Genomic DNA, 21,386 nt, shown 5'->3' with positions numbered 1-21,386 from the left:
CGCGAACGATGCAAAAGATTCGTAAGGGCGACAAGGTCGTCATGCTCGCAGGCAAGGACAAGGGCCGCACCGGCGAAGTCCTTCAGGTTCTGCCTAAGGAAGATCGCGCCGTTGTTCGTGGCGTCAACGTCGTAAAGCGCCATCAGCGCCAGACGCAGACCCAGGAAGCCGGCATCATCAGCAAGGAAGCCTCGGTTCACTTGTCAAACGTTGCAATCATCGACAAGGACGGCAAGCCGACCCGCGTTGGTTTCAAGGTTGTTGACGGCAAGAAGGTCCGTGTGGCTAAGCGTTCTGGAGATGTGATCGATGGCTGAGGCAAAGTACGAGCCGCGGCTCAAGAAGGAATATGTTGAGCGCATCCGCGCGGCGATGCAGGAGAAGTTCTCCTTCGCCAACGAGATGATGATCCCGAAGCTCGACAAGATCGTAATCAACATGGGTGTTGGTGAAGCAACGGCTGATTCGAAGAAGCCGACTGTTGCTGCAGCTGACCTGGCTGCTATCGCTGGTCAGAAGCCGGTCATCACCCGTGCACGCAACTCCATCGCTGGCTTCAAGGTCCGCGAAGATATGCCGATCGGCGCAAAGGTTACCCTGCGCGGCGCTCGCATGTACGAGTTCCTGGACCGTCTGATCAACATCGCGCTTCCGCGCGTTCGCGACTTTCGTGGCCTGAACCCGAAAAGCTTTGACGGCCGTGGCAACTTCGCCATGGGCATCAAGGAGCACATTGTGTTCCCTGAGATCAACTACGACAAGGTTGATCAGATGTGGGGCATGGACATCATCGTTTGCACGACGGCAACGAAGGACGACGAAGCACGGGCTCTTTTGACAGAGTTCAACTTCCCGTTCCGTCAGTAACCGTAACGACGAGCGTAGAAAAGGAACCGCACATGGCGAAGACAAGCGCAGTTGAAAAGAACAAGCGCCGCCGTACTACGGTCGCCAACCAGGCCGCTAAGCGGGCTGCGTTGAAGGCGATCATCATGAACCAGGCTCTTCCGATCGAAGAGCGGTTCAAGGCCTCGATCAAGCTGGCATCCCTGCCGCGCGATGGATCCAAGACCCGCATTCGCAACCGTTGCGAAGTATCGGGCCGTCCGCGCGCATACTACCGCAAACTGCGCATGTCGCGTATCGCGCTGCGTGAACTCGGCAATCTCGGCAAGGTGCCGGGCATCGTCAAGTCGAGCTGGTAAGGAGCAGGTTAGATGACAATGACTGATCCGTTGGGCGATATGCTCACTCGCATCCGCAACGGCGCTTCTCGCCGCAAGTCGTCGGTCTCGACGCCTGCTTCGAAGCTCCGTGCACGCGTTCTCGATGTTCTGCAGTCCGAAGGCTACATCCGTGGCTATTCCGTTGTCGATTTCGGCAATGGCAAGTCGGAACTCAGCATCGAGCTCAAGTACTACGAAGGCGCATCGGTGATCCGTGAGATCGGCCGTGTGTCCAAGCCGGGCCGCCGGGTTTATGTCTCGGTCAAGTCCATTCCGCAGGTCGCGAACGGCCTCGGCATCACTATCCTTTCGACCCCGAAGGGCGTGATGGCCGATCACCAGGCTCGCGAACAGAACGTTGGTGGTGAGGTTCTTTGCTCGGTCTTCTAAGACAGAGCAAGGATCTCCATAGCGAACAGACAGGATTGAAACATGTCTCGTATCGGTAAAAAGCCCGTTCAGGTACCTGCTGGGATTACGGCTACGGTCGAAGGCCAGAAGGTCACTGCAAAGGGCCCGAAGGGCGAACTGTTCTTCGTCGCAAATGACGGAATCGGCATCAAGCTCGAGGATAATGCGGTTGTTGTAACGCCGCTCACGCAGTCGAAGGAAGCTCGTTCGAAGTGGGGCATGTCCCGCACGATGATCGAGAACATCTTCAAGGGCGTCAAGGACGGCTACGAGCGCAAGCTCGAAATCAACGGTGTTGGTTACCGCGCATCCCTGCAGGGCAAGAACCTGCAGCTGGCGCTCGGCTTCAGCCACGACGTCGTTTATGAGCCGCCGCAGGGCATTACGATCGCTGTGCCGAAGCCGACGGAAATCGTCGTTTCCGGCATCAACAAGCAGCAGGTCGGCCAGGTTGCCGCTGAAATCCGCGAATACCGCGGTCCTGAGCCTTACAAGGGCAAGGGCGTCAAGTATGCCGAAGAGCGGATTGTCCGCAAAGAAGGCAAGAAGAAGTAAGGATCACGCGAAATGGCTAGCAGGAAAGAAGCACTTGCACGTCGTGCCAACCGCGTGCGTCGTCACCTCAAGTCGGTGGCCAACGGTCGTCCGCGCCTGTCGGTTCATCGCTCGTCGAAGAACATCTATGCTCAAATCATTGACGATGTCGCCGGTAAGACGCTCGCGTCTGCCTCGACCCTCGACAAGGATCTGCGCGGTTCTCTGAAGACCGGTGCTGACACGGCAGCAGCTACCCTCGTAGGCAAGCTCGTTGCTGAGCGCGCATCGAAGGCAGGCGTCAAGGACGTCGTATTCGACCGTGGCGCCTTCATCTACCACGGCCGCATCAAGGCTCTGGCAGAAGCAGCCCGCGAAGGCGGTCTGTCCTTCTAATAAAGTTTCCGGCCGGCAAGCCCTAGGGCACCGGCCGGATCTCACCGGACCGCAGGCGTCCCGTAAGGGGAGGCCGATGCGGTCTTCGTTTTGTTTGCCGATTGCACCCGGAAAAGAAAAAGGAAAAGGACAATGGCACAGGAAAGAAGAGGTTCTCGCGACGATCGCCAGAACCGCGAAGAACGCGATAGCGAATTCGTCGACAAGCTGGTCGCGATCAATCGCGTTGCCAAGGTTGTAAAGGGTGGCCGCCGTTTCGGTTTCGCCGCTCTCGTCGTCGTAGGTGACCAGAAGGGCCGCGTTGGCTTCGGTCACGGCAAGGCGCGCGAAGTGCCGGAAGCGATCCGCAAGGCGACTGAAGCTGCCAAGCGCGAACTGATCTTCGTACCGCTGCGTGACGGCCGTACGCTGCATCACGACGTTCATGGCCGCCATGGCGCCGGCAAGGTTCTGCTTCGTTCGGCCAAGGTCGGTACCGGTATTATCGCCGGTGGCCCGATGCGCGCCGTTTTCGAAACGCTCGGCGTTCACGACGTCGTCGCCAAGTCGACCGGTTCCTCGAACCCATACAACATGGTTCGCGCTACCTTCGACGCTCTGAAGCACCAGGTTCACCCGAAGGACATCGCAGCTCAGCGCGGCATCAAGTATGCAACGCTCCAGGCTCGCCGTGCCGCTTCTGGCAATGCCTCTGAAGAATAAGGGGAGTCTGACAGATGGCTAAGGCTACCAAGAAGACTGAAGCGAAGACGGTTACTGTCGAACAGATCGGCAGCCCGATTCGTCGTCCGGACGTCCAGCAGCGCACGCTGATTGGCCTCGGACTCAACAAGATGCACCGTCGCCGCACGCTGGAAGATACCCCTTCCGTTCGTGGCATGATCCGTGCTGTCCAGCATCTCGTTCGCGTCGTCGACGAGAAGTAAGCCGGGAGATTCACTATGAAACTCAATGAAATCAAAGACAACGAAGGTTCAACCCACAGCCGCAAGCGCCTCGGCCGCGGTATTGGTTCGGGTTCTGGCAAGACCGGTGGTCGCGGTGTAAAGGGTCAGAAGTCCCGCTCTGGCGTTGCCATCAACGGTTTTGAAGGCGGTCAGATGCCGATCTACCGTCGCCTGCCGAAGCGCGGCTTCAACAACATCTTCAAGGCCGACTTCGTCGTCGTGTCGCTTGAGCGTGTTCAGGCTGCCATCGACGGCGGCAAGCTCGACGCGAAGGCAACTGTCGACGCAACCGCTCTGAAGGCTGCCGGCGTTATCCGCCGTGTCAAGGACGGTGTTCGCGTTCTCGCCGACGGCGAGTTGAAGGCAAAGGTCAAGTTCGAAGTTGCTGGCGCTTCCAAGCCGGCGATCGAAAAGATCGAAAAGGCAGGCGGTTCCGTCACGCTTCTTTCTGCCGCAGCTGCAGAATAATTAATCTTATGATAAGTCGCCCGGGGTGCTTCACACCGGGCGATTTTGCTCCCATATGTGAGCCTCACAAAAACCGGCTGGACGCACGTGCGTCATGGGCGGTAGGACGAACACAAGGGTGAGGCATAGGTTGCGTCCGCAATCCGTCCGAAGCCCGCTTTTGAATAATTCAGAATGCTGATTCCGGGTCCGGCACCTCGCTTGGCTTGAGCCCGAAATTGGTAGCGCGGAGAAACGCATGGCGTCTGCAGCGGAACAGTTGGCTTCCAACCTCAATTTCTCGACCTTCGCCAAAGCCGAGGATCTCAAGAAGCGCCTGTGGTTCACACTGGCTGCTCTCCTCGTGTACCGGCTGGGTACGCACATTCCGCTCCCAGGCCTCAATCCAGAAGCTTATGCCCAGGCCTTCCGTGGCCAGGCGGGAGGCATTCTCGGCCTCTTCAACATGTTCTCGGGTGGTGCCGTGCAGCGCATGGCAATCTTTGCGCTCGGCATCATGCCTTACATTTCCGCCTCGATCATCGTGCAGCTGATGACCTCGGTCGTCCCCGCGCTCGAAAACCTGAAGAAGGAAGGCGAACAGGGCCGCAAGATCATCAACCAGTACACGCGCTACGGCACGGTCCTCCTCGGTGCGCTTCAGGCCTACGGCATCTCCGTCGGTCTTGAGAGCGGCAACGGCCTGGTTGTCGATCCGGGCATCTTCTTCCGCGTTTCCACGGTTGTTACGCTGCTCGGCGGCACGATGTTCCTGATGTGGCTCGGCGAGCAAATCACCTCGCGCGGAATTGGTAATGGCATTTCCCTGATCATTTTCGCAGGGATTGCAGCCGGCCTTCCGCAGGCTCTTGCTGGCACCCTTGAACTCGGCCGCACAGGCGCCCTGTCGACGACACTGATTCTCGCGGTCATCCTCGTCGCGATTGGCGTCATCGCCATCATCGTTTTCGTCGAACGCGCGCAGCGCCGCCTCCTGATCCAGTATCCGAAGCGTCAGGTCGGCAACCGCATGTTCCAGGGCGATACCTCGCATCTGCCGCTGAAGCTCAACACCTCGGGTGTTATCCCGGCGATCTTCGCGTCCTCGCTGCTGTTGCTGCCAGCGACGCTCGCAGGCTTCGCAAACACCTCGTCCTTGCCTGCATGGGCAACCTCGATTGTGGCCGCGCTTGGGCACGGCCAGCCGCTCTACATGCTGTTCTATGGCATGCTGATCGCTTTCTTCGCCTTCTTCTACACGGCGATCGTCTTCAATCCGAAGGACACGGCCGACAATCTGAAGAAGCATGGCGGTTTCATCCCCGGTATCCGTCCGGGTGAGCGGACCGCCGAATATATCGACTACGTGCTGACCCGCATTACGGTAATTGGCGCGATCTACCTCGTTTTCGTGTGCATTCTGCCTGAAATTCTAGTGTCGCAAACGGGCATTCCGTTGTCCCTGGGTGGCACTTCGCTCTTGATCGTGGTTAGCGTAACTCTCGATACGGTGGCACAGATTCAGGGTCATCTGATCGCACAGCAGTACGAAGGCCTGATTAAGAAATCGAAGTTGCGCGGAGGAAAGAGGGGGCGATGAGACTCATACTGTTAGGGCCGCCGGGCGCGGGTAAGGGGACCCAGGCTCAGCGGATCGTGGAGAAGTACGGAATTCCGCAGCTCTCCACGGGTGACATGCTCCGTGCTGCCGTTGCGGCTGGTACGGAGGTGGGCATGCGGGCAAAGGCCGTCATGGACGCCGGCAAGCTTGTCTCCGATGAGATCGTCAATGCCATCGTCTCCGAGCGTCTGGATGCTCCAGATTGCGCCAAGGGTTTCATTCTCGACGGTTTTCCGCGCACGCTGGTTCAGGCCGACGCCACGGAAACGATGCTGAAGAGCAAGGGCCTGGAACTCTCCACCGTGATCGAGATCCAGGTGGACGACAACGTCCTCGCCGACCGCGTCTCCGGACGCTACACCTGCGCCAACTGCGGTGCAGGCTACCACGACACCAACGTCAAGCCGAAGGTAGAAGGCGTCTGCGACCGTTGCGGCTCGACACACTTCAAGCGCCGTCCCGACGACAACCGTGAAACCGTCGTCACGCGCCTGCAGGCCTACTACAAGGAGACGTCTCCACTGATCGGCTACTACTATGCCAAGGGCAAGCTGAAGTCGGTCGATGGCATGGCGGACATCGATCACGTCACTGGCGAGATCGATAAGGTACTTTCGAAGCTTTAGTCTTTGAAAATAAACTTGGCGGAAGCGGTTGCTTTTCAGCACTGATTCCGCTAAACACCGCGCCAACTCGCGACATTTGATGCGATCGGCGCGGATTTCCAGGGAAGTCCGGGTTCGGTCTTTTTGACATGTACGAACCCAAATTTGAACGAGCGGCCGGTTTGGCTGCGCAACGAAAAGCCTCTTGCCGGATGGCAACGGGAACGCAAGGAGAATAGGCGTGGCACGTATCGCTGGCGTCAACATCCCGACTGCGAAGCGCGTCGTTATCGCGCTGACCTACATTCACGGGATCGGTTCAAAATTCGCGCAGGAAATCATGGAAAAGGTTGGCCTGCCGGCTGACAAGCGCGTCCATCAGCTGACGGACTCCGAAGTCCTGCAGATCCGTGAAACCATCGACCGTGACTATCAGGTCGAAGGTGACCTGCGTCGCGAAACCTCGATGAACATCAAGCGTCTGATGGACCTCGGTTGCTACCGCGGCCTGCGTCATCGCCGTGGCCTTCCGGTCCGCGGTCAGCGCACGCACACCAATGCTCGTACCCGCAAGGGCCCGGCAAAGGCTATCGCTGGTAAGAAGAAGTAATTTCCGGGAAACCGGAGGTGAGGGGGCTGGCGGTCTGCGCCGGCCTCTTTTGAGTTTCGGGCAGGGCCGCAAGGTCTCGTTCCGGTGTAGCCGCTGGCATTACGGCGGTGAAGAGATCCAAGAAAGGGATTTAAATGGCCAAGGAAGCCGTACGCGTTCGCCGTCGCGAACGTAAAAACATTTCGTCGGGTGTTGCCCACGTCAATTCGACCTTCAACAACACGATGATCACCATCACTGACGCACAGGGCAACGCGATTGCCTGGTCGTCGGCCGGCGCCAAGGGCTTCAAGGGCTCGCGCAAGTCGACCCCGTTCGCTGCCCAGATCGCTGCTGAAGACTGCGCCAAGAAGGCTCAGGAGCATGGCATGAAGTCGCTGGAAGTCGAAGTTTGCGGTCCGGGTTCGGGTCGTGAATCCGCTCTGCGCGCGCTCCAGGCTGCTGGTTTCATGATCACGTCCATCCGCGACGTGACGCCGATCCCGCACAATGGCTGCCGCCCGCGCAAGAAGCGCCGCGTCTGATCATCGCCACTCACAACGCCGGTGAGCGGATTTTCGCCCCCGGTGCTTCTCAAGCTCGGTTGCCACGATTGGATGGTGGCAACGAACGGAAGGCAAAAATATGATTCAGAAAAACTGGCAGGAATTGATCAAGCCGAACAAGGTCGAGTTCTCGTCGAGCTCGCGCATCAAGGCGACGCTCGTAGCAGAGCCGCTTGAGCGTGGTTTCGGCCTCACCCTCGGTAACGCGCTTCGCCGCGTTCTGCTGTCCTCGCTGCGCGGTGCCGCAGTGACGGCTGTGCAGATCGATGGCGTTCTGCATGAGTTCTCGTCGATCCCGGGCGTCCGCGAAGACGTGACGGACATCGTGCTCAACATCAAGGAAATCGCCATCAAGATGGATGGCGATGACGCGAAGCGCATGGTCGTGCGTAAGCAGGGCCCGGGCGTTGTAACGGCTGGCGACATCCAGACGGTCGGTGACATTGAAATCCTCAACCCCGAGCATGTCATCTGCACGCTCGACGAGGGTGCGGAAATTCGTATGGAATTCACCGTCAACAACGGCAAGGGCTATGTTCCGGCCGATCGCAATCGTGCGGAAGATGCTCCGATCGGTCTCATCCCGGTCGACAGCCTTTATTCGCCGGTCAAGAAGGTGTCCTACAAGGTAGAAAATACCCGTGAAGGACAGGTTCTCGACTACGACAAGCTGAACATGACGATCGAGACCGACGGTTCGATCTCCGGCGAAGATGCCGTCGCTTTCGCGGCTCGCATTCTCCAGGATCAGCTTGGCGTGTTCGTCAACTTCGACGAGCCGCAGAAGGAAACCGAAGAGGAAGCGGTCACCGAACTCGCTTTCAACCCGGCGCTCCTCAAGAAGGTGGACGAACTCGAACTGTCTGTTCGCTCGGCAAACTGCCTGAAGAACGACAACATCGTCTACATCGGTGACCTCATTCAGAAGACCGAAGCAGAAATGCTCCGCACGCCGAATTTTGGTCGCAAGTCGCTGAACGAAATCAAGGAAGTTCTCGCTTCCATGGGCCTGCACCTCGGCATGGAAGTGCCGGCATGGCCGCCTGAGAACATCGAAGATCTCGCCAAGCGTTACGAAGACCAATACTAAGGCCGCAAGCGCTCCTGCGGAGCGCATAAAGCTTGGCCTTAGCATGTTAAATGGCGCATATGCCTTGTCGCTCCGGCTGGAGCCGGAGCGGGACATGCGCAGGTTCAAACGGCAGGCGGATGCCTGCAAGTGAAGGAGAATAGCAATGCGCCACGGTAAAGCCGGCCGCAAGCTGAATAGGACCGCTAGCCACCGCAAGGCAATGTTTGCCAACATGGCGGCTTCGCTCATCACCCATGAGCAGATCGTGACCACCCTGCCGAAGGCAAAGGAAATCCGTCCGATCGTTGAAAAGCTCGTCACCCTCGGCAAGCGCGGTGACCTGCACGCTCGTCGTCAGGCGATCTCGCAGATCCGCGACGCCGCTGTCGTTTCGAAGCTCTTCGACACGATCGCTTCGCGCTACGCAACCCGCAACGGCGGCTACCTGCGTATCATGAAGGCTGGCTTCCGCCAGGGCGACAACGCTGCTCTCGCCGTCGTCGAGTTCGTTGACCGCGACACCCACGCCAAGGGTGCAGCTGACAAGGCTCGCGTTGAAGCCGAAGCTGCTGCAGCTGAAGCCGCTTAATCATTTCCGGTTTGCCGGAAGCAAAACAGCCGGGCTGCGAAGCCCGGCTGTTTTAGTTTGGGGCGCTGTGTTCCGGGACAAAAAGGGGTGTTTTCGATCGCCCCCTAATGGCCTCTTGTCACAGAAGAGGCTCTTCTGGGGCATCCGCGACAACGAGCATATCGAGATCGGGCACCCATCGGATGCGTGTCGAGCAAATTTCGGATCGGCGTTGGCTTTGCCTCTGCCGTCAGGCGTCCCAAGGAGTGCGCAGCGTGATCGACCACATAACCATTGCAGTGAGTGATCTGCAGAAGAGCAAGCTGTTCTACGAAAGCGCCTTTGCATCACTGGGGTACAAACTCTCCTTCGGTAAGGAGAGCGTATTTTGGGCTTTCGATATTGGCGGCGGCAGCCTATTCGAGATCCAGCAGGCGGACAGCGAGCCGCCTTTGACGCGCCTGCACGTCGCCTTCCGAGCTAGTAGGAAGACGGACGTCGACGCTTTTTATCAGGCCGCGCTCGATGCCGGTGCCAAGGACAATGGTGCGCCTGGTCCACGGCCGCAGTATGCTCCTGATTATTACGCCTGCTTCGTTCTCGATCCGGATGGATACAACATCGAAGCCATGATCAATCAGCCAGCGGCGGGAGCGTGACCGGCCGCGTGCCAGATCTGCCTGGCGTCCGCCCGCGATCAGGAAGACTGCACGGTCGCCTTAGCATCACGACACGGTCGCAGGAGCCCGCGTGCGCTCGCGATCTTGCCCGCGCTTCCTACTGCGGGCAATCGGCCGCCAAGAGCGGTAGAGGATCAAGAGGATCAGCAGACCGATATAGATGGATTGCTCGAGGCCGAGGAGTTTGGTCGACAGCGCGAAATGCAGCGCGCCGCAGGCTGCCACGATGTAGACGAGGCGGTGCAGGCGGACCCAGTTCGGTCCCAGGCGGCGGATCGAGAAATTGTTGGAGGTCACGGCAAGTGGGATAAGCAACGTCAGGCCGGCCATGCCGAACATAATGAAGGGGCGCTTCACCACGTCATTCATGACGGCCGAAAGGATCAAGGCTTGGTCGAGGACCATGTAGACCGTGAAGTGCATCGCCACGTAGTAGAAGCAGAGCAGGCCGAGAGCGCGGCGATAGCGGAGATAGTTCCAACCGAGCAGATCGCGGGCGGGGCTGACGGCAAGCGTCAGGATCAGGAAGCGGATCGCCCATAGGCCCAGGAAAAGTTCGAAGGTCTTCACCGGATCGGCGCCGAGCTGGTCCGTCGCGCCGAGATAGAAGGTCCAGGCAGCAGGGAGGAACCCAGACACGTAAAGCAGCCACACGGATGCCGGCTGCCAGCGTTTCGGAAGCGTGAGCGAGAAATCCGTCATTAGAAATTCGCCTTCAGATCCATGCCGCTATAGAGGCTGGCCACCTCGTCGGCATAGCCGTTGAACGGCAGAGTGGGGTGGCGGCCCGCACCGAAGAAGCCACTTTCGCCGATGCGCCGCTCTGTTGCTTGGCTCCAGCGCGGATGATCGACCTCGGGGTTGACGTTGGCGTAGAAGCCGTATTCCTGCGGATTGGTGACCTGCCAGGTGTTCTTCGGCTCCCTGTCGGTCAGCGTGATCCGCACGATCGACTTGATGCCTTTGAAACCGTATTTCCACGGCACGACCAGGCGGATCGGAGCGCCGTTCTGGTTTGGCAAGGTTTCGCCGTAAAGGCCGACGGCGAGCAGCGTCAGTGGATGACGTGCCTCGTCCAGCCGCAGGCCTTCCAAATAGGGCCAGTCCAGCGACTGGAAGATGCCCTTCTGCCCCGGCATCTCCTCCGGTCGCACGACCGTCTCGAAAGCGACGTACTTCGCGCTTCCGAGCGGCTCCACCTTGTCGAGCAGGGAGGCAAGGGGGAAGCCGTCCCACGGAATGACCATCGACCAAGCCTCGACGCACCGCATGCGATAGGTGCGGCTCTCGATCGGAAATTCCTTCATCAGCGCTTCGACGTCGAACGTGCCGGGCTTGTTGACCATGCCGTCGACCTTGATCGTCCAAGGCAGCGGCTTGAAGTCGCCCGAAAGTGCCGCGGGATCGCCCTTATCGAGCCCAAATTCATAGAAGTTGTTGTAGCTCGTGACATCCTTGAGCGGCGTCGTCTTCTCGTCGACAGTGTATTTACTTTCGATGACCGACAATGCTGCGGCACTGGCCTTGCCGGCGCTATAGAGCGCCATGGCGCCCAGTGTCGCAGCGCCGAGGAACTCGCGACGCCTCAGATAGACCTGCTGCGGCGTGATCTCTGAGGTGGCGATCTTTGGGGGACGATAGGATGGCATCTGAAACCTCCTGAGCATTCGAGCTCGGCCTGAACCTTCAACGCGTCACATGCGTCTTTGGATCATTGTTTATGCCCACCGACAGGCCTGCGGAAAGCCAACTTTTTGTGTACGGTGTTTGAGGGAATAGTCTGTAACAAAACGACTGCGGCGACCGTATATAGTCGATGCGCTCGGCTGTGCAGGCGTACCGGTTTCAGCCTTCCCGGTAGTGACAGTACAGGTCGTTTGGATTAGGACAATCCCAAAAAGCAGCGATAGCCTGGCCGCGCAATACCGTTGCCGCCCGGCATCGCCGACGATTTCACGATACGTGAGGAATACGCCATGCCAGCTTATCGTTCCAGAACCACGACCCACGGCCGCAATATGGCGGGCGCGCGCGGCCTTTGGCGCGCCACGGGCATGAAGGACTCCGATTTTGGCAAGCCTATCATCGCGGTGGTGAACTCCTTTACCCAGTTCGTGCCCGGTCACGTCCATCTTAAGGACCTCGGCCAGCTTGTCGCTCGCGAGATCGAAGCGGCCGGTGGTGTCGCCAAGGAGTTCAACACCATTGCCGTCGACGACGGCATCGCCATGGGCCATGATGGCATGCTCTATTCGCTGCCCTCGCGCGAACTGATCGCCGACAGCGTCGAATATATGGTCAACGCCCATTGTGCCGACGCCATGGTCTGCATCTCCAATTGCGATAAGATCACTCCCGGCATGCTGATGGCCTCGCTCCGCCTCAACATCCCGACGGTCTTCGTGTCCGGTGGTCCGATGGAAGCCGGCAAGGTGGTCCTGCACGGCAAGACGCATGCACTCGATCTCGTCGATGCGATGGTCGCGGCCGCCGATGACAAGATCAGTGACGAAGATGTCAAGGTGATCGAGCGCTCGGCCTGTCCGACCTGTGGCTCGTGCTCCGGCATGTTCACCGCCAATTCAATGAACTGCCTGACCGAAGCGCTTGGCCTGTCGCTGCCAGGCAACGGCTCGACGCTCGCAACGCACGCTGATCGCAAGCGCCTATTCGTCGAGGCCGGCCACCTGATCGTCGATCTAGCTCGCCGCTACTACGAGCAGGACGATGTCAAGGCTCTGCCGCGCACGATCGCCTCCAAACAGGCATTCGAGAACGCGATGGCCCTCGACATCGCCATGGGCGGTTCGACAAATACCGTCCTGCACATCCTGGCGGCTGCGCACGAAGGCGAGATCGATTTCACGATGGCCGACATCGACGCGCTTTCGCGCCGCGTCCCCTGCCTTTCCAAGGTCGCCCCGGCAAAGAACGACGTCCACATGGAAGACGTTCACCGCGCCGGCGGCATCATGTCGATCCTGGGCGAACTGGATAAGGGCGGCCTGCTCAACCGAGAATGCCCGACGGTCCATGCGGAAACGCTTGGCGATGCGATCGATCGTTGGGACATCACCCGCACCAATAGCGAAACCGTCCGCAATTTCTACCGCGCTGCGCCAGGCGGCATCCCGACCCAGGTTGCCTTCAGCCAAGAAGCGCGCTGGGACGATCTGGACACGGACCGGGAAAAGGGCGTCATCCGCTCCGTCGAACATCCGTTCTCGAAGGATGGTGGCCTTGCGGTTCTCAAGGGCAACCTCGCGCTCGACGGCTGCATCGTGAAAACGGCGGGCGTCGATGAATCGATCCTGAAGTTCTCCGGTCCGGCCAAGGTTTATGAAAGCCAGGATGCAGCGGTGAAGGCCATCCTGTCGAACCAGGTCGTTGCCGGCGATGTCGTCGTCATCCGCTATGAAGGTCCGAAGGGCGGTCCCGGGATGCAGGAAATGCTCTACCCGACGAGCTATCTGAAGTCGAAGGGTCTCGGCAAGGCGTGCGCGCTGATCACCGACGGGCGCTTCTCGGGAGGCACGTCCGGTCTTTCCATCGGCCACGTCTCGCCGGAAGCCGCAAACGGCGGCATCATCGGTCTGGTTTGCGAGGGCGACATGATCGACATCGACATCCCGAACCGCATCATCAGCCTGCGCGTCGATGACAAGGAGCTGGCGAACCGCCGCGCCGAGCAGGAGGAGAAGGGCTGGCATCCGGCCGAACAGCGCAAGCGCAACGTCACGACGGCGCTGAAGGCCTATGCTGCCTTCGCAACCAGCGCCGACCGCGGCGCTGTTCGCGACCTTGGCAGCCGCTGAACTGCTGATCAAAGGCGTGCATTGATGGACCGGTCGCTAAAGCGGCCGGTTTATTTTTTTATAGGTCTCGTCCAGCTGCTTCAGGCGTTCGTCGTAGGCGGCCTTGATGCAAGCCGCATCGGAAGCGCATTCCTGGCGTTTCTTCAGCCAGGCCGTTTGCCCGTCCTGCAACGTGCCGCGCGAACCCATCGCCATAAGCCCGGAAAGCAGATCGAAGGTCGTCACCATCTTCACATCGGCGTCGTTCAGCGCGCGGTTCTCGCAAATCACCTTTTCGTCCGGCTTCAACTCCTTGGCCTCGCAGTCGAAGCTCGCGGCATAGGAAACGCTGGCAAGGGGCGTGCAAAGGATAAATATCGCGAAAGGGAGAAGTGTGCTGCGGAGACGTCTCATGCATGAGTTCCTGTTCAATTGGCTGTGGAGCTGCCCGTGGGTAGATGATGCACGCCGTGGCTTCGGCAAGAACAGAGTCGCGTTTGCAGGGTGAATTGACGGGGAGACGTTCTCTATCGCCATCCGAGAAGGGCGCCTCGCTGCCATCCGTAGAGTCAAGATGTCTCTCACGGGTGACGTTGGCCTCCTTTGTCATTAGATATCAGTCGCATGGAGCTCCTTCCTGAATCGATTTGCGAGGCGTGTTCAGCAGTTCGTGAGCCGCTTTATTCTTCCATGCTTCCGCCCTCTTTCCTTTCTAGCGTCCGGCGCTACAACGTCTTCACAAGAGAATTTCAGAAGGACTCCCCATGCAATACCTGTTGAAGCGCGCTGCCCTGCCTTTTGTGGCTCTGGTGCTCGCGCTACCGGTTTCCGCCAACGCTCAGACGGCCAAGACTGTCCCGCAGAGCCAGATGGAGATGCAGCTTTCCTTCGCGCCGCTGGTCAAACAGACGTCCGGAGCCGTCGTGAACGTCTATGCGGAAAAGACGATACGCAGGCAGTCTCCCTTTGCCGGCGATCCCTTCTTCGAGGAGTTTTTCGGTCAGCAGATGCCGAACCGCAGCGAGAAGCAGTCGTCGCTGGGATCCGGCGTCATCGTTGAAGCAAACGGAACGATCGTCACGAACAATCACGTCGTGGAAGGCGCCGATGATATCAAGGTTGCGCTCTCCGACGGGCGGGAATTTCCGTGCAAGGTCGTCTTGAGGGATGACCGCGTCGATCTCGCTGTTCTCAAGGTCGATACGAAGGAAAGCTTCCCGACGCTGCCGCTCGGCAATTCCGATGCCGTCGAAGTCGGCGATCTCGTCATGGCGATCGGTAATCCATTCGGTGTCGGCCAGACGGTCACGAGTGGCATCGTTTCGGCGCTGGCGCGCAACCAGGTCGTCAAGAACGAGTTCGGTTTCTTCATCCAGACGGACGCGTCGATCAACCCCGGCAATTCCGGCGGCGCGCTGATGAACATGAAGGGCGAGCTGATCGGCATCAACACGGCGATCTTTTCGCGCGGCGGCGGCTCAAACGGCATCGGCTTCGCGATCCCCGCCAATCTAGTCAAGGTGTTCCTCGCCTCGGCCGATGCGGGGGTAAAATCCTTCGAGCGCCCCTATGTCGGCGCGACGTTCGATGCGGTGACATCCGAGGTTGCCGAGGCGCTCGGGCTCAACAAGGCGCGCGGCGCCCTCGTGGTCAAGGTGAGTGACGGCAGCCCGGCTGCGAAGGCTGGTTTGAAGACAGGTGAAATCGTGACCGCCGTCGACGGCATTGCGGTTGAGCATCCGGATGCGCTTCTCTATCGCCTGACAACGGCAGGGCTGGGCAAATCGGTGCAGTTGACCGTGGTTGAGAACGGCCGCGAGCAGCAGATCGCGCTGGCACTCGCCAGAGCGCCCGAGACAGCTCCACGCGATCAGCGCACGATCGGCGGCCGCACGCCCTTTACGGGCGCCGTAGTCGAGAACCTGTCGCCTCGCGTCGCTGACGAGCTTCGTATGCCCTCCGAATCGACCGGCGTCGTTGTTTCCGAGGTGAAGGAGGATTCCCTTGCCGCTCGCCTCGGTTTTGAGCCGAAGGACATCATCATCTCGATCAACGGCACCGAAGTTAGGACGACCAAGGAACTGGCCGCCGTCGCCGACGAGGATCCGAGCTTCTGGCGCGTCGAGATCGAGCGCGATGGCCAACGCATCAGACAGTTCTTCCGATGAGTGACGATCTTTTTGCACCGCATATTCCAGAAGAGGTCGCTAATCGGCGGCCTCTCGCCGATCGCCTGCGACCCCGGACACTCTCGGAAGTGACCGGCCAGGAGCACCTGACCGGTGAAGACGGTGTGTTGCGACGCATGATCGAGAGTGGTTCGCTCGGCTCGATGATCTTCTGGGGGCCCCCTGGAACCGGCAAGACCACCGTCGCCCGGTTGCTGTCGGGCGAGGCAGGTCTCGCATTCGAGCAGATATCCGCGATTTTCTCCGGGGTGGCGGATCTGAAGAAGGTATTTGAAACGGCGCGCATGCGCCGGATGGACGGCCGGCAAACGCTACTCTTCGTCGACGAGATCCATCGCTTCAACAGGGCGCAGCAGGACAGCTTCCTTCCTGTCATGGAGGACGGCACGGTCATCCTTGTCGGCGCTACCACCGAGAATCCGTCTTTCGAACTCAACGCGGCCTTGCTGTCGCGCGCTCGCGTGTTGACGTTCAAATCGCACGACGATGAAAGCCTTGAGGAATTGCTGAAGCGTGCAGAGGCGGTCGAGGGCAAGGCATTGCCGCTGGCGGAAGACGCGCGCGCAAGCCTGCTGCGAATGGCCGACGGCGACGGTCGCGCCGTGCTGACCCTTGCGGAGGAGGTTTGGCGTGCTGCTCGGGAGGGAGAAACCTTCGACACGGAGGCCCTGACCCGGATCGTGCAGCGTCGCGCCCCGGTCTATGACAAGGCGCAGGATGGGCACTACAATCTCATCTCTGCACTGCATAAATCCGTCCGCGGCTCCGACCCCGATGCAGCGCTTTACTATCTCGCTCGCATGTTCGACGCCGGCGAAGATCCGCTTTACCTCGGCCGGCGGCTCGTTCGCATGGCCGTCGAAGACATCGGCTTGGCCGACCCGCAGGCGCTGGTGATCTGCAACGCAGCGAAAGATGCCTATGACTACCTCGGTTCGCCGGAGGGCGAACTGGCGTTGGCGCAGGCTTGCGTCTATCTGGCGACTGCGCCGAAATCGAACGCCGTCTACACAGCCTTCAAGGCCGCGACGATGGCTGCCAAGCAGAATGGCTCCCTGCTGCCGCCCAAGCACATCCTGAATGCACCGACAAAGCTGATGAAGGGGGAGGGCTACAGTGAAGGCTATCGCTACGACCACGACGAGCCGGACGCCTTTTCCGGCCAGGACTATTTCCCGGAGAAAATGGGCCGGCAGACTTTCTACGATCCGCCGGAGCGCGGCTTTGAGCGGGATATCCGCAAGCGGCTTGAATGGTGGGCAAAGCTCAGGAAGGAACGCAATCAGCGTTGATCAGGAGGCACGCACCTGCCCCGCGGGCGCGACAAGTTTGACGGCGGATTCCGCAAGCCCGTGATGGCCTTCCATGTCGACGACCAGATGCCAATGTCCGCTGTCGGGAATGGATAGACGGATGGGAGACTTTCGGGCGACGCCGCCGACATATTTGAAGTCGAGAACTTCGGTAAAGCGCTGATAGTTTGGTGCCGTCATCAGGCGAACATTCGCGACCGCGTTCAACGTCACCTCGATGATCGTCCCGGCGCGCTGTTCCTTCAGATCGTAGTGGGTAAAGCGGAAGTTCGGTTTCGGCATCGGTCTATGGCGTGGCTCGTCTCTGCCAACACCATAGCCCATTCCAGTTAAGGAAGCGTTCGCCATGTGCGGCGGACCTGGCGACCTGCCGCCACTCGTATCAAATTAGTAGGTGTCGTTGTCGCCGCGGTCGAGCGCGCTGAACCGCAGGATAACCTCCTCGGCTGCGCGGCAAATCTGCTCGGGATGATGATCGCACTCGTCGGCCGCAAAATGGCGCGCGGCCTGCTCGCTGATGAATACGCCTCCCACGAGCCCCTTCCGGTCTTGTACGACCCAGCTGCCGTTTCGATCCTTGCCGATGATAAAGCGCGCTGAGTCCTGGTGTTGGAGGGGGTCGATTGCCGAAGCATATTGAAGAGAGGGCATCGATTTTCCTTTCGAATCGTGTTCCGCCTTGGGAACAGGCAGTTGCGACGTTCATGAAGCTAGTGGCAATGACATTGACCTTCCATTGGTTGGATCTAGAGAAAATATAAAAATATCATATAGATATAGCGATTTTTTGGATCTAGGAGAGGCACGTCAGCGCTTGCGATACCGACTGTTTCCCATCGTCGTCAAGAGCCAGAAGAGGCAGACGGACCTCCGGATCGATCTGCTGCAAAGTCTGTAACGCGTGCTTAATCGCCGCGGGATCGACCTCAACACCCAACGCGGCCGTCAGCGGAGCCAGCCTGTCCTCAAGCAGGCGCGCCGCCGAGAGGTTGCCGCCGCGCGCCGCCTGCTGCAGCGATCCATACAAACGCGGGCATACGTTCGCCGCAGCCGAGATGATGCCGCGGCCACCGGTGCTCAGAAACGGCAGCGCCGTTGCGTCCCGATCGGAAAGCCGTAGGAAGCGCTGGCATAAGTCCGAAGGCATGGCCCGTGCAGCGGTGTTGCCGTCGGCAAGGAGCATGCCGACGATTGACGGGATATCGGCAAGGGCCGCGAGTGTAGGCAAGGTCAAGTCGATTGCCGTGCGCAGCGGGTGGTTTTCAACGATCAGGGGAAGGTGCGTCGCGGCCGCAAGCTGAGCGAAGTGACCGGCAATCCCCTTTTGGCTAGGTTTCGAATAGTAGGGCAGCGTCACAAGGGCTGCGCTCGCTCCCAACTCTTCGGCATCGCGCGTCAAGGCGATCGTGCTTGCCGTCGCATTCGTGCCGGTTGCGGCAATCACGGGGACACGACCACCGGCGACGCGAACACAAGTAAGGATAACTGCGGCGCGCTCGCTCCTGGTGAGGTTCGGTCCCTCACCAGTCAGCGTGCAGACGGCAAGGCCGTCAACACCGCCGCGGATCTGCCGCTCAGCCAGTTGCTCCATTTTGGAAAGATCGAGTGGTCCGTCCCGAAACGGCGTTATGAGCGCAGTCGTCGTGGCGCCGAGGCGCAATGCTCTGTCTGCGGGCATCCCTGTGGCTCAAAGTCCACCGAGAATGACGTAGAGTTCGACCACGGCAAGCACGATGCCGAACAGGATGAGCGCCTGGGCCGTACGTCGTTCGCGCATCTGCCTTTTCGGTGCCGGGCGGCGCGGGCGGGTGAGAGGAGCGTTCGACAGCATGAAGTCTCGCATGGCTTTCAACCTTCGCATTTCATGGGAAAGGCTAACGCCGTTCACGGTAGGAATTCCATTCCTGGGTAGGTGCGCAGATATAGAAATCTCATAAAGGAGCGGACCTGCCGAAGGCATTCACTCCGGAGAAAATTTCTGAAATTGCAGATGGTTATTAGAAAATCCCGAATCATCCTCTTAGGAACTTGAATCAACGTCCGAGGGGCCGAAGCGAACCCAGGGTTGATCTCGTCGCCGAAACGCGAACAATAGATCCCCTTATCCGGGAGGAATGTCAGGACAATGGATGACCCAGTTATCGATACCGCGCTCGTGCGTCGGCTGATTGCCACGCAATTTCCCGAGTGGTCGGCCCTGCCCATCAGACCCGTTGATTTCGGCGGATGGGACAACAGGACATTCCACCTCGGCGCCGGGATGACGGTTCGGCTGCCCAGCGCAGCTCACTATGCCGATCAGGTTGCCAAGGAGCAGCAGTGGCTCCCGATCCTTGCGCAGCAGCTGCCATTGCCCATACCCGTACCGCTGGCGATGGGAAGGCCGGACGAAAGCTATCCCTGGCCGTGGTCCATCTACGAGTGGCGTGACGGTGAGACGGCCCTGGCGGAGCGCATCGACGATCTCTGCGAGTTCGCCACGACCCTGGCTGGCTTCCTCGATGCGTTGCAGGCAGCAGACGCCACGGGAGGACCTCCGCCTGGCTCGCACAATTTCTTTCGCGGCGGTTCACTGAAAGTCTACGACGCGCAAACGCACGAGGCGCTTGTGCGGCTGGATGGCCGGATCGACACGCGACTGGCCACGCAGGTCTGGGACGCAGCTCTTTCGACTTCGTGGCAAGGTGTACCCGTCTGGTTCCACGGTGACATCGCCTACGGCAATCTTCTGGTCAGAAACGGTCGGCTCGATGCCGTCATCGATTTCGGGACGTCGGGCGTTGGCGACCCTGCCTGTGATCTCGCAATCACCTGGCACCTTTTCGAGGGGGAGAGCCGCGAGGTCTTTCGCAAGGCACGCCCGCTGGACGCGGGAACGTGGGCGCGAGGCCGCGGATGGACGCTGTGGAAGTCGCTGATAGTCGTTGCCGGCATGACAGGCGCAAATCCCGTAGACGTCAAGAGGTCGTGGCAGGTCATAGACGGCGTGCTGGCCGATCATTTGGCTTGGGCCTGAGACCCTCGGGATCGCGCAGTCGAAAATAATGGCGACTGCATGTCGGGAGGGAGGATGCAGCTGCGTCCTTTGGGCGAAGGCTTCGCAATCGCAGGTGCGGGGAAGCTGGAAGTCTGGACAATGACGCTGAACGGCTTCGGGTCGAGGAGAGATGAGATGAGCAAGACGATTGCAATTCTGCTGGCGCGATTGATCTTTGGCGCCGTTTTCGCGATGGCCATGAGCTTCAAGTTCATGGATATTCCGTCCACCGCAAGCTATATCGCCGCGTCAGGCTTTCCAGTCCCGCTCTTCCTCGCCTGGATAGCGGCAATCTTCGAACTTGCCCTGGCCCTGGCATTCCTGACGGGGGCCTTCTTTTCAGAAGCCTCGCTCCTGGCCGGCATCTACGTGGTCTTCCTGGCCTTTGCGTTCCATGGCCCCAGCCGCTGGAGCGGCAATCAGGCGGAGTTCGGCTTCTTCGTCGATCACTTCACCTTCCTCGCCGGCCTGCTTTTCGCAGCCGTGCACGGTCCGGGAAACGCGCTGGTCGTGAAGGCGCGCTCGCCATTGATGGCGCGATAGGCACGGACGGTCACACTATCCGGAGGCCGGAGGCGTCGCCAATTCATCGAGCAGGCGTTCGAACGCTGTCGGCTTCAGCGTGGCCGGCGGATTGTAGGGATCGGAGAATGCGTAGATGAAGAAGAGTATGATACCGGTGAAGGCGCCGAGCACCGAAAGTAGAAGTAGGTTTCGCGGATCCGGCGGATAGGGGTAGTAGCCGAGCGCCATGAACACGACGCCTGAAACCGCCGCGAACCAGAAGATGATGCTAATGGAATCGGTGCCGCTGTTTTCCCGTTTGTCTCGGGCCTCGGCGATGCGGTGCACATCGCTGAGCATGTGCTCGCGAATGCTCTGTTGGCGCGCATTCGTTGGCGTCAGGTCGAGCACCCGCTGATAGACGTTATCCCACTTGTTCCACGCCGCGGGAGATAGTTGCCCAGTGGTTCCGAGCAGGCGCCACTCCTCGTCGACGACGATCTGCACATACTCGAAGAGCGCTTGCTGGATGGGGGCCTTCTCGCTGGCGCCGTAGCGATCCGCATCGAAATAGACGTCCGCGATCGCGTTCGCTTCCGTGACACTCTCAAATTTTAGCTGCTGATACTCGATCATCTCTTGAGCGAAGACGAGGGCCAGGATGAGTGCGTGCAGTGACGAGATCCGCATGACGATGGCACCGGCAAGTTCCCTGTCTTTGCCGGTCGGATCGCTGCCCATGATCAGGCGCATCAGAAAATAGAAAACGAGAGTTACGACGATCGTACCGCCGACAAAGGCAATACCGAACAGGACGACTGCATTCATGCCGCGCTCCCCCCAAAGGTCACCCATGACTTTAGGCGGCTGGCAAAAATTGATCAACG

Annotated in this window: 28 protein-coding genes; 21 read left to right on the top strand and 7 right to left on the bottom strand. The window is 59.6% G+C overall.

Features of this window, described 5'->3' with window-relative positions; translation table 11 throughout:
• Positions 1 to 8: 8 nt before the first annotated feature.
• The 16 genes from rplX to BSG20_RS20680 all read left to right on the top strand — a co-directional run bounded on the left by rplX (position 9) and on the right by BSG20_RS20680 (position 9,641).
• A complete protein-coding gene (gene rplX / locus BSG20_RS20755; protein ID WP_024314772.1) occupies positions 9 to 317 on the top strand; it encodes a 50S ribosomal protein L24 in 309 nt (102 codons plus the stop codon).
• Positions 310 to 867: a 50S ribosomal protein L5 gene (gene rplE, locus BSG20_RS20750; RefSeq protein ID WP_024314771.1), complete on the top strand. Its 558-nt coding sequence runs from the start codon at positions 310 to 312 to the stop codon at positions 865 to 867. Before rplX ends, rplE begins: the two co-directional genes overlap by 8 nt.
• 32 nt (positions 868 to 899) lie before the next feature.
• A complete protein-coding gene (gene rpsN / locus BSG20_RS20745; RefSeq protein WP_003573787.1) occupies positions 900 to 1,205 on the top strand; it encodes a 30S ribosomal protein S14 in 306 nt (101 codons plus the stop codon).
• A gap of 12 nt (positions 1,206 to 1,217) precedes the next feature.
• A complete protein-coding gene (gene rpsH, locus BSG20_RS20740) occupies positions 1,218 to 1,616 on the top strand; it encodes a 30S ribosomal protein S8 (RefSeq protein WP_003547562.1) in 399 nt (132 codons plus the stop codon).
• A gap of 42 nt (positions 1,617 to 1,658) precedes the next feature.
• The gene (gene rplF, locus BSG20_RS20735; protein WP_037117382.1) at positions 1,659 to 2,192 is read left to right on the top strand and encodes a 50S ribosomal protein L6; all 534 of its coding nucleotides are present in this window, start codon (positions 1,659 to 1,661) and stop codon (positions 2,190 to 2,192) included.
• A gap of 12 nt (positions 2,193 to 2,204) precedes the next feature.
• The gene (gene rplR / locus BSG20_RS20730; RefSeq protein WP_024314769.1) at positions 2,205 to 2,567 is read left to right on the top strand and encodes a 50S ribosomal protein L18; all 363 of its coding nucleotides are present in this window, start codon (positions 2,205 to 2,207) and stop codon (positions 2,565 to 2,567) included.
• A gap of 132 nt (positions 2,568 to 2,699) precedes the next feature.
• Positions 2,700 to 3,269, top strand: a complete 570-nt coding sequence (gene rpsE, locus BSG20_RS20725) for a 30S ribosomal protein S5 (RefSeq protein ID WP_016553561.1) — start codon at positions 2,700 to 2,702, stop codon at positions 3,267 to 3,269.
• A gap of 14 nt (positions 3,270 to 3,283) precedes the next feature.
• Positions 3,284 to 3,493 (top strand): 50S ribosomal protein L30, encoded by a 210-nt coding sequence (rpmD, locus tag BSG20_RS20720; RefSeq protein ID WP_007531681.1) that lies wholly within the window; start codon positions 3,284 to 3,286, stop codon positions 3,491 to 3,493.
• A gap of 15 nt (positions 3,494 to 3,508) precedes the next feature.
• A complete protein-coding gene (rplO, locus tag BSG20_RS20715) occupies positions 3,509 to 3,982 on the top strand; it encodes a 50S ribosomal protein L15 (protein ID WP_072377820.1) in 474 nt (157 codons plus the stop codon).
• Positions 3,983 to 4,220: 238 nt separating this feature from the next.
• Positions 4,221 to 5,561: a preprotein translocase subunit SecY gene (gene secY, locus BSG20_RS20710; RefSeq protein WP_024314767.1), complete on the top strand. Its 1,341-nt coding sequence runs from the start codon at positions 4,221 to 4,223 to the stop codon at positions 5,559 to 5,561.
• A complete protein-coding gene (locus tag BSG20_RS20705) occupies positions 5,558 to 6,208 on the top strand; it encodes an adenylate kinase (protein WP_072377823.1) in 651 nt (216 codons plus the stop codon). The genes secY and BSG20_RS20705 overlap by 4 nt, the downstream gene beginning before the upstream one ends.
• A gap of 220 nt (positions 6,209 to 6,428) precedes the next feature.
• Complete coding sequence (rpsM, locus tag BSG20_RS20700; protein ID WP_024314765.1) at positions 6,429 to 6,797, top strand: 30S ribosomal protein S13; 369 nt, start codon at positions 6,429 to 6,431, stop codon at positions 6,795 to 6,797.
• A gap of 134 nt (positions 6,798 to 6,931) precedes the next feature.
• Positions 6,932 to 7,321 carry a 30S ribosomal protein S11 gene (gene rpsK, locus BSG20_RS20695; protein ID WP_003547577.1) on the top strand — a complete coding sequence of 130 codons (390 nt, stop codon included), beginning with the start codon at positions 6,932 to 6,934 and terminating at the stop codon, positions 7,319 to 7,321.
• Positions 7,322 to 7,421: 100 nt separating this feature from the next.
• A complete protein-coding gene (locus BSG20_RS20690) occupies positions 7,422 to 8,432 on the top strand; it encodes a DNA-directed RNA polymerase subunit alpha (RefSeq protein ID WP_024314764.1) in 1,011 nt (336 codons plus the stop codon).
• 145 nt (positions 8,433 to 8,577) lie between these two features.
• Positions 8,578 to 9,003 (top strand): 50S ribosomal protein L17, encoded by a 426-nt coding sequence (gene rplQ, locus BSG20_RS20685; RefSeq protein WP_072377825.1) that lies wholly within the window; start codon positions 8,578 to 8,580, stop codon positions 9,001 to 9,003.
• 254 nt (positions 9,004 to 9,257) lie between these two features.
• The gene (locus BSG20_RS20680; protein ID WP_072377866.1) at positions 9,258 to 9,641 is read left to right on the top strand and encodes a VOC family protein; all 384 of its coding nucleotides are present in this window, start codon (positions 9,258 to 9,260) and stop codon (positions 9,639 to 9,641) included.
• Positions 9,642 to 9,707: 66 nt separating this feature from the next.
• Here BSG20_RS20680 and msrQ read toward each other — a convergent pair whose 3' ends face one another.
• Together msrQ and msrP are read right to left on the bottom strand one after the other, a co-directional pair.
• The gene (gene msrQ, locus BSG20_RS20675) at positions 9,708 to 10,364 is read right to left on the bottom strand and encodes a protein-methionine-sulfoxide reductase heme-binding subunit MsrQ (RefSeq protein WP_072377827.1); all 657 of its coding nucleotides are present in this window, start codon (positions 10,362 to 10,364) and stop codon (positions 9,708 to 9,710) included.
• Positions 10,364 to 11,311 (bottom strand): protein-methionine-sulfoxide reductase catalytic subunit MsrP, encoded by a 948-nt coding sequence (gene msrP / locus BSG20_RS20670; RefSeq protein WP_072377829.1) that lies wholly within the window; start codon positions 11,309 to 11,311, stop codon positions 10,364 to 10,366. The genes msrQ and msrP overlap by 1 nt, the downstream gene beginning before the upstream one ends.
• A 327-nt stretch (positions 11,312 to 11,638) precedes the next feature.
• Here msrP and ilvD point away from each other — a divergent pair, with 327 nt between their 5' ends.
• On the top strand, positions 11,639 to 13,477 hold the full coding sequence (gene ilvD / locus BSG20_RS20665) for a dihydroxy-acid dehydratase (protein ID WP_072377868.1): 1,839 nt from the start codon (positions 11,639 to 11,641) through the stop codon (positions 13,475 to 13,477).
• Positions 13,478 to 13,513: 36 nt separating this feature from the next.
• On the opposite strand, the gene BSG20_RS20660 is transcribed toward ilvD, so the two are convergent.
• Positions 13,514 to 13,870: a lysozyme inhibitor LprI family protein gene (locus tag BSG20_RS20660; RefSeq protein WP_072377831.1), complete on the bottom strand. Its 357-nt coding sequence runs from the start codon at positions 13,868 to 13,870 to the stop codon at positions 13,514 to 13,516.
• A 350-nt stretch (positions 13,871 to 14,220) separates the two neighbouring features.
• On the opposite strand from BSG20_RS20660, the gene BSG20_RS20655 reads away from it, so the two are divergent.
• Positions 14,221 to 15,624: a DegQ family serine endoprotease gene (locus BSG20_RS20655; protein ID WP_072377833.1), complete on the top strand. Its 1,404-nt coding sequence runs from the start codon at positions 14,221 to 14,223 to the stop codon at positions 15,622 to 15,624.
• Positions 15,621 to 16,937, top strand: a complete 1,317-nt coding sequence (locus tag BSG20_RS20650) for a replication-associated recombination protein A (RefSeq protein WP_072377835.1) — start codon at positions 15,621 to 15,623, stop codon at positions 16,935 to 16,937. The genes BSG20_RS20655 and BSG20_RS20650 overlap by 4 nt, the downstream gene beginning before the upstream one ends.
• Here the strand turns inward: BSG20_RS20650 and BSG20_RS20645 are convergent, their stop codons facing one another.
• The 3 genes from BSG20_RS20645 to dapA all read right to left on the bottom strand — a co-directional run bounded on the left by BSG20_RS20645 (position 16,938) and on the right by dapA (position 18,636).
• Complete coding sequence (locus tag BSG20_RS20645) at positions 16,938 to 17,240, bottom strand: DUF1883 domain-containing protein (protein WP_037117901.1); 303 nt, start codon at positions 17,238 to 17,240, stop codon at positions 16,938 to 16,940.
• Between the two features lie 105 nt (positions 17,241 to 17,345).
• Positions 17,346 to 17,609 carry a hypothetical protein gene (locus tag BSG20_RS20640; protein WP_072377837.1) on the bottom strand — a complete coding sequence of 88 codons (264 nt, stop codon included), beginning with the start codon at positions 17,607 to 17,609 and terminating at the stop codon, positions 17,346 to 17,348.
• A gap of 142 nt (positions 17,610 to 17,751) precedes the next feature.
• Positions 17,752 to 18,636 (bottom strand): 4-hydroxy-tetrahydrodipicolinate synthase, encoded by an 885-nt coding sequence (gene dapA / locus BSG20_RS20635; protein WP_072377839.1) that lies wholly within the window; start codon positions 18,634 to 18,636, stop codon positions 17,752 to 17,754.
• A 447-nt stretch (positions 18,637 to 19,083) separates the two neighbouring features.
• Here dapA and BSG20_RS20630 point away from each other — a divergent pair, with 447 nt between their 5' ends.
• Together BSG20_RS20630 and BSG20_RS20625 are read left to right on the top strand one after the other, a co-directional pair.
• The gene (locus BSG20_RS20630) at positions 19,084 to 19,974 is read left to right on the top strand and encodes an aminoglycoside phosphotransferase family protein (RefSeq protein WP_072377841.1); all 891 of its coding nucleotides are present in this window, start codon (positions 19,084 to 19,086) and stop codon (positions 19,972 to 19,974) included.
• A 156-nt stretch (positions 19,975 to 20,130) separates the two neighbouring features.
• Positions 20,131 to 20,538: a DoxX family protein gene (locus BSG20_RS20625; protein WP_072377870.1), complete on the top strand. Its 408-nt coding sequence runs from the start codon at positions 20,131 to 20,133 to the stop codon at positions 20,536 to 20,538.
• Positions 20,539 to 20,553: 15 nt separating this feature from the next.
• Here BSG20_RS20625 and BSG20_RS20620 read toward each other — a convergent pair whose 3' ends face one another.
• Entirely contained in the window at positions 20,554 to 21,327 is a 774-nt protein-coding gene (locus BSG20_RS20620) for a bestrophin-like domain (RefSeq protein ID WP_072377843.1), read from the bottom strand.
• Positions 21,328 to 21,386: the final 59 nt, after the last annotated feature.

Origin of the sequence: Rhizobium tibeticum (assembly GCF_900110205.1) — a bacterium.
Classification (GTDB): domain Bacteria; phylum Pseudomonadota; class Alphaproteobacteria; order Rhizobiales; family Rhizobiaceae; genus Rhizobium; species Rhizobium tibeticum.
The sequence above is the reverse complement of the archived record's forward strand: the minus strand, read 5'-3'. Positions and strand labels throughout refer to the sequence as shown.

Coding starts and splice junctions, on each gene's coding strand:
- rplX (WP_024314772.1), top strand. CDS start 9: ATGCAAAAGATTCGTAAGGGCGACAAGGTCGTCATGCTCGCAGGCAAG.
- rplE (WP_024314771.1), top strand. CDS start 310: ATGGCTGAGGCAAAGTACGAGCCGCGGCTCAAGAAGGAATATGTTGAG.
- rpsN (WP_003573787.1), top strand. CDS start 900: ATGGCGAAGACAAGCGCAGTTGAAAAGAACAAGCGCCGCCGTACTACG.
- rpsH (WP_003547562.1), top strand. CDS start 1,218: ATGACAATGACTGATCCGTTGGGCGATATGCTCACTCGCATCCGCAAC.
- rplF (WP_037117382.1), top strand. CDS start 1,659: ATGTCTCGTATCGGTAAAAAGCCCGTTCAGGTACCTGCTGGGATTACG.
- rplR (WP_024314769.1), top strand. CDS start 2,205: ATGGCTAGCAGGAAAGAAGCACTTGCACGTCGTGCCAACCGCGTGCGT.
- rpsE (WP_016553561.1), top strand. CDS start 2,700: ATGGCACAGGAAAGAAGAGGTTCTCGCGACGATCGCCAGAACCGCGAA.
- rpmD (WP_007531681.1), top strand. CDS start 3,284: ATGGCTAAGGCTACCAAGAAGACTGAAGCGAAGACGGTTACTGTCGAA.
- rplO (WP_072377820.1), top strand. CDS start 3,509: ATGAAACTCAATGAAATCAAAGACAACGAAGGTTCAACCCACAGCCGC.
- secY (WP_024314767.1), top strand. CDS start 4,221: ATGGCGTCTGCAGCGGAACAGTTGGCTTCCAACCTCAATTTCTCGACC.
- BSG20_RS20705 (WP_072377823.1), top strand. CDS start 5,558: ATGAGACTCATACTGTTAGGGCCGCCGGGCGCGGGTAAGGGGACCCAG.
- rpsK (WP_003547577.1), top strand. CDS start 6,932: ATGGCCAAGGAAGCCGTACGCGTTCGCCGTCGCGAACGTAAAAACATT.
- BSG20_RS20690 (WP_024314764.1), top strand. CDS start 7,422: ATGATTCAGAAAAACTGGCAGGAATTGATCAAGCCGAACAAGGTCGAG.
- rplQ (WP_072377825.1), top strand. CDS start 8,578: ATGCGCCACGGTAAAGCCGGCCGCAAGCTGAATAGGACCGCTAGCCAC.
- msrQ (WP_072377827.1), bottom strand. CDS start 10,364: ATGACGGATTTCTCGCTCACGCTTCCGAAACGCTGGCAGCCGGCATCC.
- msrP (WP_072377829.1), bottom strand. CDS start 11,311: ATGCCATCCTATCGTCCCCCAAAGATCGCCACCTCAGAGATCACGCCG.
- ilvD (WP_072377868.1), top strand. CDS start 11,639: ATGCCAGCTTATCGTTCCAGAACCACGACCCACGGCCGCAATATGGCG.
- BSG20_RS20660 (WP_072377831.1), bottom strand. CDS start 13,870: ATGAGACGTCTCCGCAGCACACTTCTCCCTTTCGCGATATTTATCCTT.
- BSG20_RS20655 (WP_072377833.1), top strand. CDS start 14,221: ATGCAATACCTGTTGAAGCGCGCTGCCCTGCCTTTTGTGGCTCTGGTG.
- BSG20_RS20650 (WP_072377835.1), top strand. CDS start 15,621: ATGAGTGACGATCTTTTTGCACCGCATATTCCAGAAGAGGTCGCTAAT.
- BSG20_RS20645 (WP_037117901.1), bottom strand. CDS start 17,240: ATGCCGAAACCGAACTTCCGCTTTACCCACTACGATCTGAAGGAACAG.
- BSG20_RS20640 (WP_072377837.1), bottom strand. CDS start 17,609: ATGCCCTCTCTTCAATATGCTTCGGCAATCGACCCCCTCCAACACCAG.
- dapA (WP_072377839.1), bottom strand. CDS start 18,636: ATGCCCGCAGACAGAGCATTGCGCCTCGGCGCCACGACGACTGCGCTC.
- BSG20_RS20630 (WP_072377841.1), top strand. CDS start 19,084: ATGGATGACCCAGTTATCGATACCGCGCTCGTGCGTCGGCTGATTGCC.
- BSG20_RS20625 (WP_072377870.1), top strand. CDS start 20,131: ATGAGCAAGACGATTGCAATTCTGCTGGCGCGATTGATCTTTGGCGCC.
- BSG20_RS20620 (WP_072377843.1), bottom strand. CDS start 21,327: ATGAATGCAGTCGTCCTGTTCGGTATTGCCTTTGTCGGCGGTACGATC.